This window comes from Streptomyces zaomyceticus, assembly GCF_014656215.1.
GTDB classification, from domain to species: domain Bacteria; phylum Actinomycetota; class Actinomycetes; order Streptomycetales; family Streptomycetaceae; genus Streptomyces; species Streptomyces zaomyceticus.
In genome coordinates this window covers 1-17709 of record NZ_BNBZ01000043.1, presented here as the reverse complement: position 1 = coordinate 17709, position 17709 = coordinate 1, and the positions used below count along the sequence as shown (strand labels likewise).

General features: G+C 69.9%; 16 protein-coding genes. 4 read left to right on the top strand and 12 right to left on the bottom strand.

What is annotated here, in order from left to right; all coding sequences use genetic code 11:
* Positions 1–58 precede the first annotated feature (58 nt).
* Positions 59–1078, top strand: coding sequence for a LacI family DNA-binding transcriptional regulator (locus IE311_RS33605; RefSeq protein ID WP_189835669.1), 1020 nt, complete (start codon positions 59–61; stop codon positions 1076–1078).
* Positions 1079–1142: 64 nt separating this feature from the next.
* On the opposite strand, the gene prcA is transcribed toward IE311_RS33605, so the two are convergent.
* From prcA to arc, 5 genes are all read right to left on the bottom strand, one after another.
* On the bottom strand, positions 1143–1895 hold the full coding sequence (prcA, locus tag IE311_RS33600; RefSeq protein WP_189835668.1) for a proteasome subunit alpha: 753 nt from the start codon (positions 1893–1895) through the stop codon (positions 1143–1145).
* Positions 1896–1941: 46 nt separating this feature from the next.
* Entirely contained in the window at positions 1942–2781 is an 840-nt protein-coding gene (gene prcB / locus IE311_RS33595) for a proteasome subunit beta (protein ID WP_189835667.1), read from the bottom strand.
* Between the two features lie 161 nt (positions 2782–2942).
* Entirely contained in the window at positions 2943–3155 is a 213-nt protein-coding gene (locus IE311_RS33590) for a ubiquitin-like protein Pup (protein ID WP_030213091.1), read from the bottom strand.
* A gap of 159 nt (positions 3156–3314) precedes the next feature.
* Entirely contained in the window at positions 3315–4826 is a 1512-nt protein-coding gene (dop, locus tag IE311_RS33585) for a depupylase/deamidase Dop (RefSeq protein ID WP_189835666.1), read from the bottom strand.
* 182 nt (positions 4827–5008) lie between these two features.
* Complete coding sequence (gene arc, locus IE311_RS33580; RefSeq protein WP_073915061.1) at positions 5009–6775, bottom strand: proteasome ATPase; 1767 nt, start codon at positions 6773–6775, stop codon at positions 5009–5011.
* A gap of 253 nt (positions 6776–7028) precedes the next feature.
* On the opposite strand from arc, the gene IE311_RS33575 reads away from it, so the two are divergent.
* Positions 7029–7340, top strand: a complete 312-nt coding sequence (locus IE311_RS33575) for a ferredoxin (RefSeq protein ID WP_189835665.1) — start codon at positions 7029–7031, stop codon at positions 7338–7340.
* A gap of 4 nt (positions 7341–7344) precedes the next feature.
* Here the strand turns inward: IE311_RS33575 and IE311_RS33570 are convergent, their stop codons facing one another.
* The 3 genes from IE311_RS33570 to IE311_RS33560 all read right to left on the bottom strand — a co-directional run bounded on the left by IE311_RS33570 (position 7345) and on the right by IE311_RS33560 (position 10171).
* Positions 7345–7923: a hypothetical protein gene (locus IE311_RS33570; protein ID WP_189835664.1), complete on the bottom strand. Its 579-nt coding sequence runs from the start codon at positions 7921–7923 to the stop codon at positions 7345–7347.
* Positions 7924–8131: 208 nt separating this feature from the next.
* The gene (locus IE311_RS33565) at positions 8132–9019 is read right to left on the bottom strand and encodes a tRNA (adenine-N1)-methyltransferase (RefSeq protein WP_015032448.1); all 888 of its coding nucleotides are present in this window, start codon (positions 9017–9019) and stop codon (positions 8132–8134) included.
* A gap of 18 nt (positions 9020–9037) precedes the next feature.
* Entirely contained in the window at positions 9038–10171 is a 1134-nt protein-coding gene (locus tag IE311_RS33560) for a site-2 protease family protein (RefSeq protein WP_229902337.1), read from the bottom strand.
* Positions 10172–10351: 180 nt separating this feature from the next.
* Here IE311_RS33560 and IE311_RS33555 point away from each other — a divergent pair, with 180 nt between their 5' ends.
* A complete protein-coding gene (locus IE311_RS33555; protein WP_229902334.1) occupies positions 10352–11254 on the top strand; it encodes a RecB family exonuclease in 903 nt (300 codons plus the stop codon).
* Positions 11255–11296: 42 nt separating this feature from the next.
* Positions 11297–11974, top strand: a complete 678-nt coding sequence (locus tag IE311_RS33550; protein ID WP_073915076.1) for a response regulator — start codon at positions 11297–11299, stop codon at positions 11972–11974.
* A 73-nt stretch (positions 11975–12047) separates the two neighbouring features.
* Here IE311_RS33550 and IE311_RS33545 read toward each other — a convergent pair whose 3' ends face one another.
* The 4 genes from IE311_RS33545 to IE311_RS33530 form a co-directional block, all read right to left on the bottom strand.
* A complete protein-coding gene (locus tag IE311_RS33545) occupies positions 12048–13628 on the bottom strand; it encodes an ABC transporter substrate-binding protein (RefSeq protein WP_189835661.1) in 1581 nt (526 codons plus the stop codon).
* A 77-nt stretch (positions 13629–13705) separates the two neighbouring features.
* A complete protein-coding gene (locus IE311_RS33540) occupies positions 13706–15295 on the bottom strand; it encodes an ABC transporter substrate-binding protein (RefSeq protein ID WP_189835660.1) in 1590 nt (529 codons plus the stop codon).
* A 463-nt stretch (positions 15296–15758) separates the two neighbouring features.
* Positions 15759–16457, bottom strand: a complete 699-nt coding sequence (locus IE311_RS33535; RefSeq protein ID WP_189835659.1) for an HAD family hydrolase — start codon at positions 16455–16457, stop codon at positions 15759–15761.
* 140 nt (positions 16458–16597) lie between these two features.
* A partial coding sequence (locus IE311_RS33530; protein WP_308439851.1) for a vitamin B12 dependent-methionine synthase activation domain-containing protein occupies positions 16598–17709 on the bottom strand: 1112 nt, incomplete at its 5' end.

Here is a 17709-nt window from a genome sequence, read left to right as displayed (position 1 = left end):
CGCGGGTCCACCCCGCGTCCGGAGACCGGTTCGTGAACCGTCCGACACGGAGGCTTGTGTGCAGACCCCGGAGCCGCTCGGCGGCACCCGCCCCACCAGCCGGGACGTCGCCCGGACCGCGGGCGTCTCCCAGGCCACGGTCTCCCTCGTCCTCGGCGACAAGTGGCGCGGCCGTGTGTCGGAACGCACTGCCGGGTCCGTACGGGAGGCCGCCCGGAGTCTCGGCTACCGGCCCAACCTCGCCGCCCGCAACCTCCGGCTCGGCCGCACCCGGACCGCCCTGCTGGTCGTCCCGGCCCTCACCAACGAGTTCTTCGCCCACGTCTACACGGGCGCGGCCGCCGCGGCGGCGGCGCACGGCTTCGGGGTCGTCCTCTACCCCTCCCCCGAGGGTCTGGGGCCCGCCCGGGACCCCTTCGCCTCGGCGCAGGCCGCCCTGGACGGCGTGCTCGCCTCCTCGATGGCGACCGACGCCCTGGAGGCCTTCCGGGGCACCGATCTCCCGCTCGTCATGCTCGACAGCGATCCGGCCGCCCCCGGCGCGGCGGCCCATGTGAACCTCGACGTCGCCGAGGGGATGCGCCGGGTGACCGGCCACCTGCTGGGTCTCGGGCACCGCCGCTTCCTGCACCTGGCGTCCGCCGCCCCGTCCTGGACCTTCGACGTGCGGGCCGCCACGCTCGCCCACGCCCTGAGCGGCGCGGAGGTCCGCACCGTGCGCTCGCCGCTGAACATCGCGGACGCGTGGGAGGCCGCGGGCCTGGCCCTCGCCGCGCCCGGGCCCCGGCCCACGGCGGTGATCTGCGACGACGACATCCTGGCGGTGGGCGTCTGCAAGGCGGCGCGCCGGCTCGGGCTGCGGGTCCCCGAGGACCTGTCGGTCACCGGCTTCGACGACATGGCCCTGGCGACGGCGGTCGAACCGGAGCTCACCACCGTGCGGCTGCCCGCCGAGGAGTTCGGCCGGCGGGGCATGGAGGCGCTCCTCGCCGTTCTGGCGGGCGAACCGCCCCGTCCGGTCTCCCTGCCCGTCGAGCTGGTCCCCCGGGGCTCCTCGGGGCCCGCACCGGCCTCCTGAGGGCGGACATGCCGGAGGGGCCCCGACCGCGCTCGCGGACCGGGGCCCCTCCGGGCTGTGCCGACTACTCCTCGGGAGCCTCGTCCGAGGGCTCGTCCGTCTTCGTCACCGCCGCGTTGTCCGCCTCCAGGAGACGGGACAGCTGACGGCCGACGATGCGCTTGAACTTGCGCTGCTGCGGGCGCGTGCGGTCCAGGACCGCCACCTCCAGGCGCTCCGCGGGGATCTCCCGCTCGCTGCCGTTGGTGTCCCGCGACAGGGCCTGCACGGCCAGCTTCAGGGCCTCGGCGAGGGACATGCCGTCCCGGTGCCGCTGGTCCAGGTAGGTGCTGATCTGCTCGGCGTTGCCACCGACCGCGACCGAGCCGTGCTCGTCGACGATGGAGCCGTCGTGCGGCAGCCGGTAGATCTGGTCTCCGGAGGACTCGGTGCCGACCTCGGCGACGACCAGCTCCACCTCGTACGGCTTCTCCCCCGCGCTGGAGAAGATCGTGCCGAGCGTCTGGGCGTAGACGTTGGCCAGGCCGCGCGCGGTGACGTCGTCCCGGTCGTAGGTGTAGCCCCGCAGGTCGGCGTAGCGCACGCCGCCGATGCGGAGGTTCTCGTACTCGTTGTACTTGCCGGCGGCCGCGAAGCCGATCCGGTCGTAGATCTCGCTGAACTTGTGCAGGGCGCGTGACGGGTTCTCGCCGACGAAGACGATCCCGTCGGTGTACTGGAGGACGACGAGGCTGCGGCCTCGGGCGATGCCCTTGCGGGCGTACTCCGCCCGGTCGGCCATGGCCTGCTGGGGTGAGACGTAGAACGGAGTGGACACCGGCGGTCCGTCCCTTTCTTCTGGGCTTCAGTCGGGCGACGAGTGGTCAGAGCAGCGCGGCGCGCGGCCCGTCGGGCTCGTCGAGGCGCCGCTCGGTGACCGCGCGGGCCAGCGCGGAGGACTCGGGCTCGGTGAGCCTGCGGTACCCCTCGTCCGTGATGACCGTGACGATCGGGAAGATCCGGCGCGCCATGTCGGGGCCGCCGGTCGCCGAGTCGTCGTCCGCCGCGTCGTAGAGCGCCTGCACGACCAGCGTGGTGGCCTGCTCCTCGGTCAGGTCGGGCCGGTAGAGCTTCTTCATCGACCCCCGGGCGAAGATCGAGCCGGAGCCGGTGGCGGCGTACCCGTGCTCCTCGGAGCGGCCGCCGGTCACGTCGTAGGAGAAGATCCGGCCCTTCTCCTTGCCCTCGTCCCAGCCCGCGAAGAGCGGCACGACGGCGAGTCCCTGCATGGCCATGCCGAGATTGCCGCGGATCATGGTGGAGAGACGGTTCGCCTTGCCCTCCAGGGAGAGGGTGACGCCCTCCACCTTCTCGAAGTGCTCCAGTTCCAGCTGGAACAGCTTCACCATCTCCACGGCGAGACCGGCGGTGCCGGCGATGCCCACGGCGGAGTACTCGTCGGCAGGGAAGACCTTCTCGATGTCCCGCTGCGCGATCATGTTGCCCATGGTGGCCCGCCGGTCACCGGCGAGCACGACCCCGCCGGGGAACGTGGCCGCCACGATGGTCGTCCCGTGCGGGGCTTCGACGATCCCCTCCGGGAGCTTCCGGCCGCCCGGCAGCAGCTCCGGCGAGTGGTCCGCCAGAAAGTCGAGGAACGAGGACGAGCCCGGCGTCAGGAAGGCCGCCGGCAGACGCCCGGTGCTACGAGGGTTGGCTTCCACGCGATTCCTTCCGGGTGGGAGAGTCGGCCAGCCGTGGGAAGCGCCGGCCGATCTTGCTTGCTGTGCACGGACCTTACCCGTGCCACCGCTTGTCATCCGTCCCCGGACCCACGGCTTTCGCCGGGGCTCCGGGGACGGAGGACGACAGGTGCGTGGAGCGGCTACTCGCCGCCCTTCTGGACGAACGACCGCACGAAGTCCTCGGCGTTCTCCTCGAGGACGTCGTCGATCTCGTCCAGCACCGAGTCCACGTCCTCGCTCAGCTTCTCCTGGCGCTCCTGGAGGTCGGAACTCGCCTCCGTGGTGGTCTCCTCGACCTCCTCGGTGGAACGCGTCGCCTTCTGCTGTCCGCCGCCGGTGTCCTTGGTCGCCATAAACCTCACCCCGCTCGAATCGGCCCGCTCGGTTGAGTCCGTACAAGATCAGACCCTATAGGGCGGGTCCGACATCGGCCCCGCAGTTTCCACAACGCCCGAGCACTGTTTCCATGATTCCCAGCGCCGGGGCATTTCAGGCCCGTGTCGGGCCCCCGATCAGCTGCCGGACAGCACGCGGACCAGTTCCTCCGCCGTCCGGCAGCGGTCCAGGAGCGACTTCACATGGGCCTTGGTGCCGCGCAGCGGCTCCAAGGTCGGGACGCGCTGGAGCGAGTCCCGGCCGGGCAGGTCGAAGATCACCGAGTCCCAGGAGGCCGCGGCGACGTCGTCCGCGTACTGCTCCAGGCACCGGCCCCGGAAATAGGCCCTGGTGTCCTCCGGGGGCTTCGTCTCGGCCCTTTCGACCGCGGTCTCGTCCAGGAGCCGCTTCATGCGCCCACGGGCCACCAGACGGTTGTACAGGCCCTTCTCGGGGCGTACGTCGGCGTACTGGAGGTCCACCAGGTGCAGCCGGGCCGCGTCCCAGTCGAGGCCGTCGCGGCGGCGGTAGCCCTCCATGAGCTCCCGCTTGGCGATCCAGTCGAGCTCGCCGGAGAGGCTCATGGGGTCGTTCTCCAGCCGGTTGAGCGTGTCCTCCCAGCGGATCAGGACGTCCTTGGTCTGCTCGTCCGCGTCCGAGCCGTACCGCTCCTCCACGTACTTCCTGGCCAGCTCGAAGTACTCCATCTGGAGCTGCACCGCGGTGAGTGTCCGGCCGCTGCGGAGCGTGACCAGGTACTGGAGGGTCGGGTCGTGCGAGACCTGGTGGAGGGTGCGCACCGGCTGGTCGACGGCGAGGTCCACGGTGATGAACCCGTCCTCGATCATCGAGAGGACCAGCGCGGTGGTGCCCAGCTTGAGGTAGGTCGAGATCTCCGAGAGGTTCGCGTCGCCGATGATCACATGCAGCCGGCGGTACTTCTCGGCGTCGGCGTGCGGCTCGTCCCTGGTGTTGATGATGGGCCGCTTGAGCGTGGTCTCCAGGCCCACCTCGACCTCGAAGTAGTCGGCGCGCTGGCTGATCTGGAAGCCGTTCTCGCGGCCGTCCTGGCCGATGCCGACGCGTCCCGCGCCGGTCACGACCTGGCGGGAGACGAAGAAGGGGGTCAGGTGACGCACGATGTCCGAGAAGGGGGTCTCCCGCTTCATCAGGTAGTTCTCGTGCGTGCCGTAGGAGGCGCCCTTGTTGTCGGTGTTGTTCTTGTAGAGGTGGATGGGCTGGGCCCCGGGGAGCTGGGCGGCGCGCTCGGCGGCCTCCGCCATGATCCGCTCGCCGGCCTTGTCCCAGAGGACGGCGTCGCGCGGGTTGGTGACCTCGGGCGCGCTGTACTCGGGGTGGGCGTGGTCCACGTAGAGGCGGGCCCCGTTGGTGAGGATCACGTTGGCCAGACCGATGTCCTCGTCGGTGAGCTGGCTGGAGTCGGCCACCTCGCGGGCGAGGTCGAAGCCGCGGGCGTCCCGCAGCGGATTCTCCTCCTCGAAGTCCCAGCGGGCGCGGCGCGCCCGGTGCATCGCCGCCGCGTAGGCGTTGACGATCTGGGACGAGGTGAGCATGGCATTGGCGTTCGGGTGTCCCGGGACGGAGATCCCGTACTCCGTCTCGATGCCCATTACTCGCCGTACGGTCATGCGGCCCTCCTTGCCCGGCGGCGCTCACTGTGCGCGACTCGGCGGGTACCGATGAGCCTAGAGCGGCTCCGCGCTGGTGGGGAGATCAGTTGCGTATTTCCCTGTGATGCCGGGGGAAATGCTGGATGGAATGCGACGGCTGCGGATGCCCGGTTTCCGGACATCCGCAGCCGGTGCGCGTTTTACAGGTACTGACCGGTATTGGCCACCGTGTCGATGGAGCGCCCGGTGTCCGCGCCCTGCTTTCCGGTGACGAGGGTGCGGATGAACACGATCCGCTCGCCCTTCTTTCCGGAGATCCGGGCCCAGTCGTCGGGGTTGGTGGTGTTGGGCAGGTCCTCGTTCTCCTTGAACTCGTCCACGCAGGCCTGGAGGAGGTGGGAGACGCGGATGCCCTTCTGGTTGTGGTCGAGGAAGGCCTTGATGGCCATCTTCTTGGCCCGGTCGACGATGTTCTGGATCATCGCGCCGGAGTTGAAGTCCTTGAAGTAGAGGACTTCCTTGTCGCCGTTGGCGTACGTGACTTCGAGGAAGCGGTTCTCCTCGGATTCGGCGTACATCTGCTCGACGACGGACTGGATCATTCCGTGGGCGGCGGCGGCCTTGGAGCCGCTGTGCTCGGAGATGTCGTCGGAGTGCAGCGGCAGGGTGGCGGTGAGGTACTTGGCGAAGATGTCCTTCGCGGCCTCCGCGTCCGGACGCTCGATCTTGATCTTGACGTCGAGCCGGCCGGGTCGCAGGATCGCGGGGTCGATCATGTCCTCGCGGTTGGAGGCGCCGATGACGATGACGTTCTCCAGGCCCTCCACACCGTCGATCTCGGCGAGCAGCTGCGGGACGATGGTGTTCTCCACGTCCGAGCTGACACCGGAGCCGCGGGTGCGGAAGAGGGATTCCATCTCGTCGAAGAAGACGATGACGGGGGTGCCCTCGCTCGCCTTCTCCCGGGCACGCTGGAAGACGAGGCGGATGTGCCGCTCGGTCTCACCGACGTACTTGTTGAGGAGCTCGGGGCCCTTGATGTTGAGGAAGTAGGACTTCCCCGCGGGCTGGCCGGTCACCTCGGCGACCTTCTTGGCCAGGGAGTTGGCCACGGCCTTCGCGATCAGCGTCTTGCCGCAGCCGGGCGGGCCGTAGAGCAGGATGCCCTTGGGCGGCCGCAGTTCGTGCTCCTTGAAGAGGTCCGGGTAGAGGTACGGGAGCTCGACCGCGTCACGGATCAGCTCGATCTGGTTGCCCAGACCGCCGATCTTGTTGTAGTCGACGTCCGGGACCTCTTCGAGAACGAGCTCCTCGACCTCGCTCTTGGGGACCACTTCGTAGACGTAGCCGGACCTGGAGTCGAGCAGCAGGGCGTCGCCGGGGCGGATGGTCACGTCCAGCAGAGGCTCGGCGAGCCTCACCACCCGCTCCTCGTCGGTGTGCCCGACCACCAGGGCGCGCTCGCCGTCCTCGAGGATCTCCTTGAGGGTGACGATGTCCCCGGCGCGCTCGAATTCCATGGCCTCGACCACGTTGAGCGCTTCGTTGAGCATGACTTCCTGGCCGCGCTTGAGCTCTTCGAGCTCGATGCTCGGGCTGACGTTCACCCGGAGCTTGCGGCCCCCGGTGAAGATGTCGCAGGTGCCGTCCTCATTGGCCTGAAGGAAGACACCGAAGCCGGCCGGCGGCTGTGCGAGCCGGTCGACTTCCTCCTTGAGGGCCACGATCTGGTCGCGGGCCTCACGGAGCGTGTTCGCCAGTCGTTCGTTCTGCGCGGACACGCCGGCCAGGCTGGTCTGCAGCTCGACGATCCGCTCTTCGAGAATCCTCGTGTGTCGCGGAGAGTCGGCGAGCTTGCGGCGCAGGACGGCGATTTCCTGCTCGAGATAGGCAACCTGACCGGCGGGGTCCTCAGACCCTCGTCCCGGCCGGATGCCGCGGTTGATGTCGTCGTCGTGGGCTGCCACGGTCCTCACCTCCTCCAAGGGGAGCTGGACGCTTCCTGACCCTACCTGCGTGGGTGGTGATTGAAACCCCTAGATCAAAAAGACTCCGAGGTGTGTCCGATCTTCACCCTTGCGCTTCCCCTCTCGCCAGGGGAATACCCACCCTTCACGAGTTGAATGCGGGCGGTTGTATCGTCGTCTTGGGTCAACACCCGTCGGGGGTGGCCCGACTTACCCGCGACACGTGACACGAGATGCAGGAACGGCAGGAGATATGACCGTGCAGGACGAGGCCCTTTCCACGGGCGCCGAAGAGGCGCTGGAGGTCTGGATCGACCAGGACCTGTGCACCGGGGACGGGATCTGCGCGCAGTACGCTCCCGAGGTCTTCGAGCTGGACATCGACGGGCTCGCTTATGTGAAGAGCGCCGACGACGAGCTCCTGCAGGACACCGGTGCGACGACGCCGGTGCCGCTGACGCTGCTCCAGGACGTGGTGGACTCCGCGAAGGAGTGCCCGGGCGACTGCATTCATGTGCGTCGCGTGACGGACAAGGTCGAGGTGTACGGCCCCGACGCGGAGTGACGGGTCAGACGCCGCGCGCGTCGGACTCCCCGGCGCGTACGAAGGCGCCGCCCTGCCAGCGCCAGCCGACCTGCTCCTTCTCGTCGGGGCAGCAGCGGGGGACGTCGAGGGACGAGTAGCCGAGCAGGGTGGCGTGGACAGCTCCGTCGCGTACGGCGAGCTCCGTGACGTTCTTGTGCTGCTCGGGTGCGACGAGGGTGGCCACCACGCGCGCGGGGTCGCCGGTCCGCTTGCCGCGGGTGAGGACGTAGATGCCGCTCGGCGGGGTGCCGGAGCCGGCTTCGCAGTGCACGACCGCAACGGTCTCGGGGTTTCCGTCCCCGTCGAGGTCGCCCGTGACCCGCTTGGCGACCTTGTGGGGGCCTCCCGCGCAGTCCAGCGGGTAGGCGGCGCCGGCGGCCTCGGGAGCGGGCGCGGGGCGTGGGGTCGCGGCCGGGGAGGCGGTGGCTCCGGCGGGACCCGGCTGGAGCAGGCCCGCGAGGGCGACGACCGCGGCGGTCGCGGTGGCGGTGGCCAGCCAGTGGGCCGACCGGGCCCGGGTGTGTGCGAGGTCCGCGAGGTCCGGGGCGGCGGAGGGCTGCACGCGAGACGTCTCCTGGGGTGGTGCGGCGGGTTTCCGGGCATCGTGCCACACGTCACAGGGGGACGGAACAGCTGGGGTCGGCCTCGACCGGATCGGGACGCCCCCGCGGTGCGGGTGCGGGTGCGCCCGTCGAACATGAGGACGCCGCCGTCGAATTCCCTCCCGTGGGTGGGGAACTCGAGGGCGGCGCACCGTGGGTGTCGGGACGTCAGCCCTTGTTGGGGCCTTCGTAGTCCTCGCCGTAGGCGCCCTTGGCGGGGCGGCGGCGGCGCATCGGGGGCTCGACGCCGTCCGCGAGGCGGCGGGCGGTGACGAGGAAGCCGGTGTGGCCGATCATGCGGTGATCGGGGCGGACGGCGAGGCCCTCGACGTGCCAGTTGCGGATCATGGATTCCCAGGGCTGCGGCTCGGCGTAGCAGCCGAACTCGCGGATGGACTCCACGGTGCGGGCGAGCTGGGTGGTGGTCGCCACGTAGCAGCAGAGGATGCCGCCGGGGACGAGCGCCTTGGAGACGGCCTCCAGGCACTCCCAGGGGGCGAGCATGTCCAGGATGACGCGGTCGACGTCGGTGTCGGACAGGTTGTCCTGGAGGTCGCCGACCGTGAGCTGCCACGCGGGGTGGGGGCCGCCGAAGTAGCGCTCGACGTTGCCCTTCGCGATCTCGGCGAAGTCCTCCCGGCGCTCGTAGGAGTGCAGCATGCCGCTGTCTCCGATGGCGCGCAGGAGGAAGCTGCTCAGCGATCCCGAGCCCACTCCGGCTTCCACGACGCGGGCGCCGGGGAAGATGTCGGCGAAGGCCAGGATCTGCCCCGCGTCCTTGGGGTAGACCACGGCGGCGCCGCGGGGCATGGACAGGACGTAGTCGGGGAGCAGGGGGCGCAGCGCGAGGTAGGCGACGTTTCCGGTGGTGCGGACAACGCTGCCCTCGGGGGCGCCGATCAGTTCGTCGTGCGGGAAAGAACCCTTGTGGGTGTGGAAGTTCTTTCCCTCTTCGAGCGTGAACGTGTAGTGACGGCCCTTGGGGTCGGTCAGCTGAACCTGGTCCCCGACCTTGAAGGGCCCGCGTCGGCGGGCGGCACCGGTCGGTTCGGACATGTGACCAGAGTACCGGGGTTACGCGGAGGGTCGTGCCATGGCCCGGACGAAGGCGCGCTCGACGTCGGTGGTGGCGAGGACGCCGTAGATCTCGCCGGTGTCCTCGACGACCAGGTACTCGGTGGCCGGGGTGGCGCGGAGGTGGTCGAGGAGGGGCTGGCCGGTGAGTTCGGCGGGGACGCGCATGCCGTCGGCGAGGTCCTGGGCGAGGGTGCTGACGGCGACCCAGGGGCGGCGGTGCTGGGGGACGGCGGCGATGGCGGTCTCGCGGACGATGGCGGTGGGTTCGCCGTTGCCATCGACGACGACGAGGGCGCGGGCGCCTGCCTCGTTGGCGCGGCGGAGGGCCTCGGAGAGCGGGGTGGTGGGTTCGACGGGGATGGCGCGGCGGGTGAGGCTGCGGGCGCGAAGCTCGGGGAGGTGTTCGCGGAGCCGGGCCATGCGGAGGCTGTTGCCGGCGCCGGTCCAGATGATCGCGGCGAGGATCGCGGCGAGCAGGGCGTCGGTGACGGTGTTGAGGCCGCTGATGTCCTCGGTGGAGTTGCCGAGGAGCCCGGTGCGGGTGAGCAGGGGCAGTCCGACGAGGACGAGGACGGCGAGGGCCCGGCCGACCCAGGCGGCGGCGATGGTGCCGCTCATGGGCTTGCCGGTGATCTTCCAGACGACGGCGCGGAGCATGCGGCCGCCGTCGAGCGGGAGGCCGGGCAGCAGGTTGAAGATCGCGACGATCAGGTTGGAGATCATCAGGCCGGCGAGGAGGACGCCGGGGACGGTGCCGGGTTCGACGGCGTACATCGAGAGATAGAACACGCCGGCGAGGACGAGGGAGAGGAGGGGGCCGACGAAGGCGAGGACGAACTCGCGGCCGGGGGTCTCGGTCTCCTTCTCGATCTCGGAGACGCCGCCGAAGAACTGGAGCTGGATGCGGCGCACCGGGAGCTTGAAGCGGAGCGCCGCGATGGTGTGGGCCAGTTCGTGGACGAGCACGGAGGCGTAGAAGGCGACGGCGAAGAAGAGGGAGACGAGGTAGCGGGCGGCGCCGAGTTCGGGCAGGACGCGTTCGATCTGGTCGCCGAAGACCCAGGTGATGAGGGCGGCGACGAGGAACCAGCTGGGTGCGACGTAGACGGGCACGCCGAAGGGCCGGCCCATGAGGATCCCGCCGCCGGGCTCCTCGGTCCGCTGCGGCTTGGGCTCGTCCTGGTTCACGGGTTCCTTTCGTCGCGGGGTGTGACCCACGTCCCTGTGTCACGGTTCGATCATGCAGTGCGACGGGGTCCCAGGTCGATGGTATTCCGCTCGCTGTCGGTGGCGGGTCGTAGGGTCTTCGTCATGAGTACGAGCGAGCAGGTGCCGGCGGAGCCCCGGGCGCCCATGTCGTTGTCGCCGTCGCGGGCGAGCGATTTCATGCAGTGTCCGCTGCTGTACCGGTTCCGGGTGATCGACCGGCTGCCGGAGAAGCCGAGTGCGGCGGCGACGCGGGGCACGCTGGTGCACGCGGTGCTCGAGCGTCTCTTCGACGATCCGGCGGTGGAGCGGACGGCGCCGCGGGCGCGGGCGATGGTTCCGGGGCAGTGGGACCGGCTGCTCGAGTCGAAGCCCGAGCTGGGCGAGCTGTTCGCGGAGGACCCGGAGGGGGAGCTGCTCGCGGGTTGGCTGGGTGAGGCGGAGCGGCTGGTCGAGCGGTGGTTCACGCTGGAGGATCCGACGCGTCTGGAGCCGGCGGAGCGTGAGCTGTTCGTGGAGACGGAGCTGGATTCGGGGCTGCGGCTGCGCGGGGTGATCGACCGGATCGATGTGGCGCCGTCGGGTGAGGTGCGGATCGTCGACTACAAGACGGGCAAGGCTCCCCGGCCGGAGTACCGGGACGGCGCGCTGTTCCAGATGACGTTCTACGCGCTGGTGGTGTGGCGGCTGAAGCGGGTGATCCCGCGGCGGCTGCAGCTGGTGTACCTGGGCAGCGGCGAGGTGCTGACCTACGACCCGGTGGAGGCGGATCTGCTGCGGGTGGAGCGGAAGCTGCTCGCGCTGTGGGACGCGATCCGGCTGGCGACGGAGTCGGGCGACTGGCGGCCGCGGCCGACGAAGCTGTGCGGCTGGTGCGACCACCGGGCGGTCTGTCCGGAGTTCGGCGGGACTCCCCCGGTCTATCCGCTGAAGATCGTCCCCGCGCGCCCGCCGGAGTCGGGTGATTCGGGGCAGGGCAGAATGGACCCGGCCCCGTCGGCACCGTAGGGCCGGCGTACCTGATGAGCTCAGTCCCGTGAAGGAGTCCTTGTGACGATCCGCGTCCTCCTGGTCGACGATCAGCCGCTGCTGCGCACCGGCTTCCGGATGATTCTGGAGGCGGAGCAGGACATCGCGGTGGTGGGTGAGGCCGGGGACGGTCTCCAGGCGCAGGACCAGGTGCGGGCGCTGCAGCCGGACGTGGTGCTGATGGACATCCGTATGCCGCGGATGGACGGGGTGGAGGCGACCCGGCAGATCACGGGTCCCGGTCGGGACGGTCCGGCGAAGGTGCTGGTGCTGACGACCTTCGATCTGGACGAGTACGTGGTGGAGGCGCTGCGGGCGGGGGCGAGCGGCTTCCTCCTGAAGGACGCCCCGGCGAACGAGCTGGTGCAGGCGATCCGGGTGGTGGCCGCGGGCGAGGCGATGCTGGCGCCGTCGATCACCCGTCGGCTGCTGGACAAGTACTCGGCGCATCTGCCGACGGGCGAGGAGCAGGTTCCGGACACGCTGAACACCTTGACGGACCGTGAGGTCGAGGTGCTGAAGCTGGTGGCGCGGGGTCTGTCGAACGCGGAGATCGCGGCGGATCTGTTCGTCAGCGAGACGACGGTCAAGACGCATGTGGGTCATGTGCTGACGAAGCTGGGGCTGCGGGACCGGGTGCAGGCGGCGGTGTACGCGTACGAGAGCGGTCTGGTGCGGCCGGGGGCCAACGGCCAGTAACCGGTGCGGACGACGGACGAGGGGCCCGGTGCGCGTGTCGCGCGCCGGGCCCCTCGTCGTGGTGCCGGGGGTGTCAGCCCTTGCGGAGCTCCCAGAAGCGGAAGACCGTCGAGGCGTCGAGGGTCCATTCCAGGCCGGTGACGTCGTCGCGGGCGACGGCGTACTGCTTGCCCTGCCAGAGCGGCAGGAGGGGCAGCTCGTCGGCGACGAGGTCCTGGATCCTGCCGTACTCGTCGGCGGTGGCGGCGCGGTCCGGGGCGGCGGCGGTCTTCGGGAGGAGGCTGCCGGTGATGGTGGCGTTCTCGTAGTGGTTGCCGAGGACGTTGCCCTCGCCGAAGAAGGGGGCGGTGAAGTTGTCGGCGTCGGGGTAGTCGGGGACCCAGCCCTTGACGTAGACGCCGTACTTGCCGGCCGCGATGTCCTTCTCGTACTGGTCGTAGGCGACGGACTTGACGTCGGCCGCGAAGAGGCCGCTCTCGTTGAGCTGGTCGGCGATGGCCTTGAGCTCCTGGTCGGTGGACGGGCCGTAGCGGCTCGGCGTGGACCAGAGGGTGAGCTTGAGCTTGCCGGTGACGCCGGCGGCGCGCAGGGCCTTCTTCGCCTTCGCCTTGTCGGGGGTGCCGTAGGTGTCGAAGAAGGCGGTGTTGTGTCCGGCGATGCCGGCCGGGACGATCGAGTAGAGCGGCGTGGCCGTCGACTTGTAGATGCCTTCGACGAGGGCTTCGCGGTCGACGAGGTGGGCGATGGCCTGGCGGACGCCGAGCTTGCCGACGACCGGGTCCTTCACGTTGAAGACGAGGTGCTGGACCTCGGCGCTGCTGCCCTGGACGACCTCGATGCCCTTGTCGTCCGTGGTGTCGGAGGTTTCGAGGGTGGCGATGTCCTCGGCGGAGAGTCCTCGGTAGGCGACGTCGACGTCGCCGTCGGTGAGGGCCTTGGAGAGGGCGGAGCGGTCGCCGCGGTAGAGCTTGAGGGTGACGGCGTCGTTCTTGGGCCGTGCGGTGCCCCGGTAGCCGGGGTTGGCGGAGAAGCCGGCCTCGGTGTCGCTGAGGGAGTCCAGCTTGTACGGGCCGGAGCCGGTGGCCTTGCCGTCGGTGCGCAGGGCGTCGGCGGGGTACTCGCGGTGGTCGACGATGGAGCCGGCGCCGGAGGCGATCTTGCTGGGGAAGGTGGCGTCCGGGACCTTGAGACGGAAGACGACGGTCCGCTCGTCGGGGGTCTCGATGCTCTTGATGGTGGAGAGCAGCGGTGCGGGCCCGGAGGGGTCGGCGATCTTGAGGGCCCGCTCGAAGGAGAACTTGACGTCCTCCGAGGTGAGCTTGTTGCCGTTGGAGAAGGTGAGGCCGTCGCGCAGGGTGCAGCTGTACACGGTGCTGCCGGCGGAGAAGCCGCACTTGTCGGCGGCCTCGGGCTCGGGCTCGGAGCCGCCCTTGGGGAAGGCGAGGAGGGACTGGAAGACGTTGTTGAACAGCAGCCAGGAGCCGGGGTCGTATCCGGCCGCCGGGTCGGTGGCGAGGATCTCGTCGGACATGCCGACACGTATGCCGTTGCCCGAGCCGCCCGAACCGCCCTGTTCGGTGCCGCAGCCGCTGAGGAGGGCGGCGGCCAGGCCGGCGGCGAGCGGGGCCGTCAGCCACTTGTTGTGCGTCTTCACAGAACGTGCCTCGTGATCTCTATGTCAGGCCGGCCGCGCGTGGGTGCGCGGCCGGTGTAACCGACCCGGTCGACGGGTTATGCGGTACCGCGGCCCAGCTCCCAGAGGAGGAGGTCGGAGGACGTGTTGAGGGCGTACTCGACTCCGTTGAGGTCGTCGCGGGCGGCGACGTACTGCTTGCCCTGCCACAGGGGCAGGACGGGTACGTCCTTGGCGACGATCTTCTGGATCTGGTTGAAGACGGGACCGGCGGCGGTGCGGTCGGCCTGGCGGCGCGAGCGCGGGATCAGCTGGTCGCGGACGACCTTGTTCACATACGGGGTGTTGAGGAAGTTGTCGCTGTCCAGGAACGGCGCGATGTAGTTGTCCGGGTCCGGGTAGTCCGGGAACCAGCCGAGGCCGTAGACGGCGTAGTCGCCCCGCTTCTGGGCGGTGCGGAACTTCGACCACTCGGCGCCCTGGACGCTGACGTCGAAGAGTTCGGTGGCGACGAGCTGCTTCCGCAGCGCCTCGAATTCCTGGGCGGTCTCGGCGCCGTAGTGGTCGGTGGTGTAGTTCAGCGTCATCCTGACCGGGGTCTTGACGCCCGCGTCCTTGAGGAGCTTGGCGGCACGGGCGGGGTCGGGCTCGCCGTACTCGTCGAAGAAGGGGGTGGTGTGGCCCGTGATGCTGGAGGGGATCAGCGAGTACAGGGGCTCGGCGGTGGGGCCGTAGACCATGTTCACGAGGGCGCCGCGGTCGACGACGGCGGCCATGGCCTGGCGCACGGCCTTCTCCTGGACGGCGGGGGCCTTGGTGTTGAAGCCGAGGTAGCGGATCTCGAGGCCGGGGACCTCGACGACCTCGATGCCGTCCTTGGGCGTCTCGGTGAGGTCCTTGATCTGCTGCCGCGAGAGGGAGCGGGCCATCATGTCGATGTCGTCGCCCTCCAGCGCCCGGCCCATGGTGCTCGCGTCGCTGTAGGGGCGCAGTTCGACCTTGTCGTTGCGCAGGGTGATGTCGCCCTTGTAGGCGGGGTTCTTGGTGAAGACGAAGCGGGTGGCCTTCTCGCCCTCGCGCTCGACCTTCATGGTGTACGGGCCCGAGCCGTCGACGTCGAAGCCGTCGCGGAGCGCGCCGGCGGCGTACTTGTCCTTGCTGAGGATGCCGGCGACGGGGGTGGAGAGCTTGAAGGGGAAGGTGGCGTCGGGGGTCTTCAGGTGGAAGACGACCTCGTCGGTTCCCTTGGTCTCGATGGTGTCGATGTTCGAGAGGAGGGCGGCCGTGCCGTTGTCCGACTTGATCTTCAGGACGCGCTCGATGGAGTACTTGACGTCCTCGGCGGTGATCGCGGTGCCGTCGGCGAAGGTGAGGCCGGGGCGGAGCTTGCAGCGGTAGCTCTCGCTGGCCTTGTCGGAGAATCCGCAGCTCTGGGCGGCCTCGGGGACGGGCTCGCCGCCGTCGCGGGGCACGTGCATCAGGGTCTGGACGGTCTGCCGGAGGATGTTCCAGGCGCCGGTGTCGTAGGCGAAGGCCGGGTCGAGCGGGGCGGGGGCGTCCGCCGTGGCGATGAACTGGTCCGTGGTGCCGACGACGATCGCTCCGGCGTCCTCCGCGCCGCCGCAGGCGGCGAGCAGGGGGGCGAGCAGTCCGGCCACGGCCGGGAGCACCAGGGTCTTGCGGTTCATCAGGGACGATCTCCTCATCCGGCACTGGGATACAGCGGTCAGTGGAACTCCGCCGCCGGCCGCCCGGTCGGGGCGGGAGCGATCGGGCCGGGAGTTGCGATCGGTCCTGTGTTCACGGCGACTTGGGTGTGTGCCGGTGCACGCGGTTATGCGGCGAAGTACTCGCGAAAGATTAATGGGCGGCGCCGCTATTGCCGGACCACGGGCGGCCGTGGGGGTAATCGCACAGTGATCATGAATACGGAAGCTTCGATAGTCATGCGCCGGATGATGCGGACGGTGCCGAGCGAATCGGGACACATGGGGGCGCCGAAATCCATCCTTTTCGGGCACGGAACGCGCGAAGGCCACCCACCGTCAGGCACTCTGCGTGACCAAGGTCACGCGGAGGCCTTTTCGGCGAATGGCCTGATCATTTTCCCCGGACCTCGTCGCATTCGACTCGGGGAAGCTCAGATAAACCTCAGATGCCGGTGATCAGCGTACGGAGGAAGGGCACGTCGACCTCTTCCAGGGAACGCACGACGACTCTGCCCGGGGAGGCCGCGATCGGCGCGACGGAGGGCACCGCGACGACCCGGCAGCCGGCCGCCTCGGCGGCCGCCACACCGGTCGCGGTGTCCTCGATGACGGCACAGAGCACGGGGTCGGCCCCGACCCCCTGGGCGGCCGTCAGATACGGCTCCGGGTGCGGCTTGGTCCGTACGACCTCGTCCCCCGCGACGGTGAGGGCGAAGCGGTCGCGGCCGAGCGAGTGGAGGACCTTGTCGATGATCCGCCGGTGCGAGGCGGAGACCAGCGCGGTCGGGATGGAGTGCCGGCTCAGCTCGGCGAGCAGCCGCTCGGCGCCCGGCATCAGCGGCACGCCGCGCTCGATCCGCTGCTCGAACTTCTCGTTGAGCAGGACGGTCAGCTCGGCGACGGTGATGTCGGCGCCGGTGGACTCGATGAGATAGCCCGCGCTGCGGGTCATCGGGCCGCCGACGACGATGTCCCGCCAGGCCTCGTCCAGCCGGTGCCCGAGGTCGGCGAAGACCTCGACCTCCGCGTCCCACCAGAAGCCCTCCGTGTCGACGAGGGTCCCGTCCATGTCGAGGAAGACCGCCTGCAGGGCGGAGCTGCCGTTCGTGCGGAACAGGGACGCGGGGACCGTACTGGTCATCCGGCACACCTCCATGGAGGGACGAGAAGGCCGGTCCCCCTCCCCGGTACGGGGAGGAAGACCGGCCTGCACTGGACCGACAAGTGTACGTCGGGATCACCGAAAGAGCGCGGATTTACCCCGGGGGGCGTTCCGGACGGTCACCGTGCGTTGAAGTACTTCGCCTCGGGGTGGTGGATCACGATGGCGTCGGTGGACTGCTCGGGGTGGAGCTGGAACTCCTCCGAGAGGTGCACGCCGATCCGCTCCGGCTTCAGGAGCTCCGCGATCTTCGCGCGGTCCTCCAGGTCGGGGCAGGCGCCGTAGCCGAGGGAGAAGCGCGCGCCGCGGTACTTGAGGTCGAACATGTCCTCGACCGCGTCCGGGTCCTCGCCTCCGAAGCCGAGCTCGGCGCGGACGCGGGCGTGCCAGTACTCGGCCATGGCCTCCGCGAGCTGGACGGAGAGGCCGTGCAGCTCCAGGTACTCGCGGTAGGAGTCGGAGGCGAACAGCTTGGCGGTGGCCTCGCCGATCCTCGAACCGACGGTGACGACCTGGAGGCCGACCACATCGGTCTCGCCGGACTCCTCCGGGCGGAAGAAGTCCGCGAGGCAGAGGCGGCGGCCCCGGCGCTGGCGCGGGAAGGTGAAGCGGGTCCGCTCGTTGCCGTCGTCGTCGAGGATGATCAGGTCCTCGCCCTTGGAGACACAGGGGAAGTAGCCGTAGACGACGGCCGCCTCGAGCAGGTTCTCGGTGTGCAGCTTGTCGAGGAGGCCGCGCAGCCGCGGCCGGCCCTCGGTCTCGACGAGCTCCTCGTAGGTGGCGCCGCCCGCCCGGGCCTGCTTGAGGCCCCACTGGCCCTTGAAGAGGGCGCCTTCGTCGAGCCAGGACGCGTAGTCCTTGAGCGGGATGCCCTTGACCACGCGGGTGCCCCAGAACGGCGGGGTGGGGACGGGGTTGTCGACGGCGACGTCGGAACGGCCGCCCGGCTCGTCCGCCTCCTCCACCTGGAGGACCGGCGTGTCCCGCTTGGGGACCCGGCGCGGCTTGAGCTCGGGGAGCGTGGCGCCGGGGACGCCCCGCTTGACGGCGACGAGGGCGTCCATGAGGCGCAGGCCCTCGAAGGCGTCCCGGGCGTAGCGGACCTCGCCCTGGTAGATCTCGTGGAGGTCCTGTTCGACGTACGCCCTGGTCAGGGCCGCTCCGCCGAGGATCACGGGGTACTTGGCGGCCAGCTCGCGCTGGTTCAGCTCCTCCAGGTTCTCCTTCATGA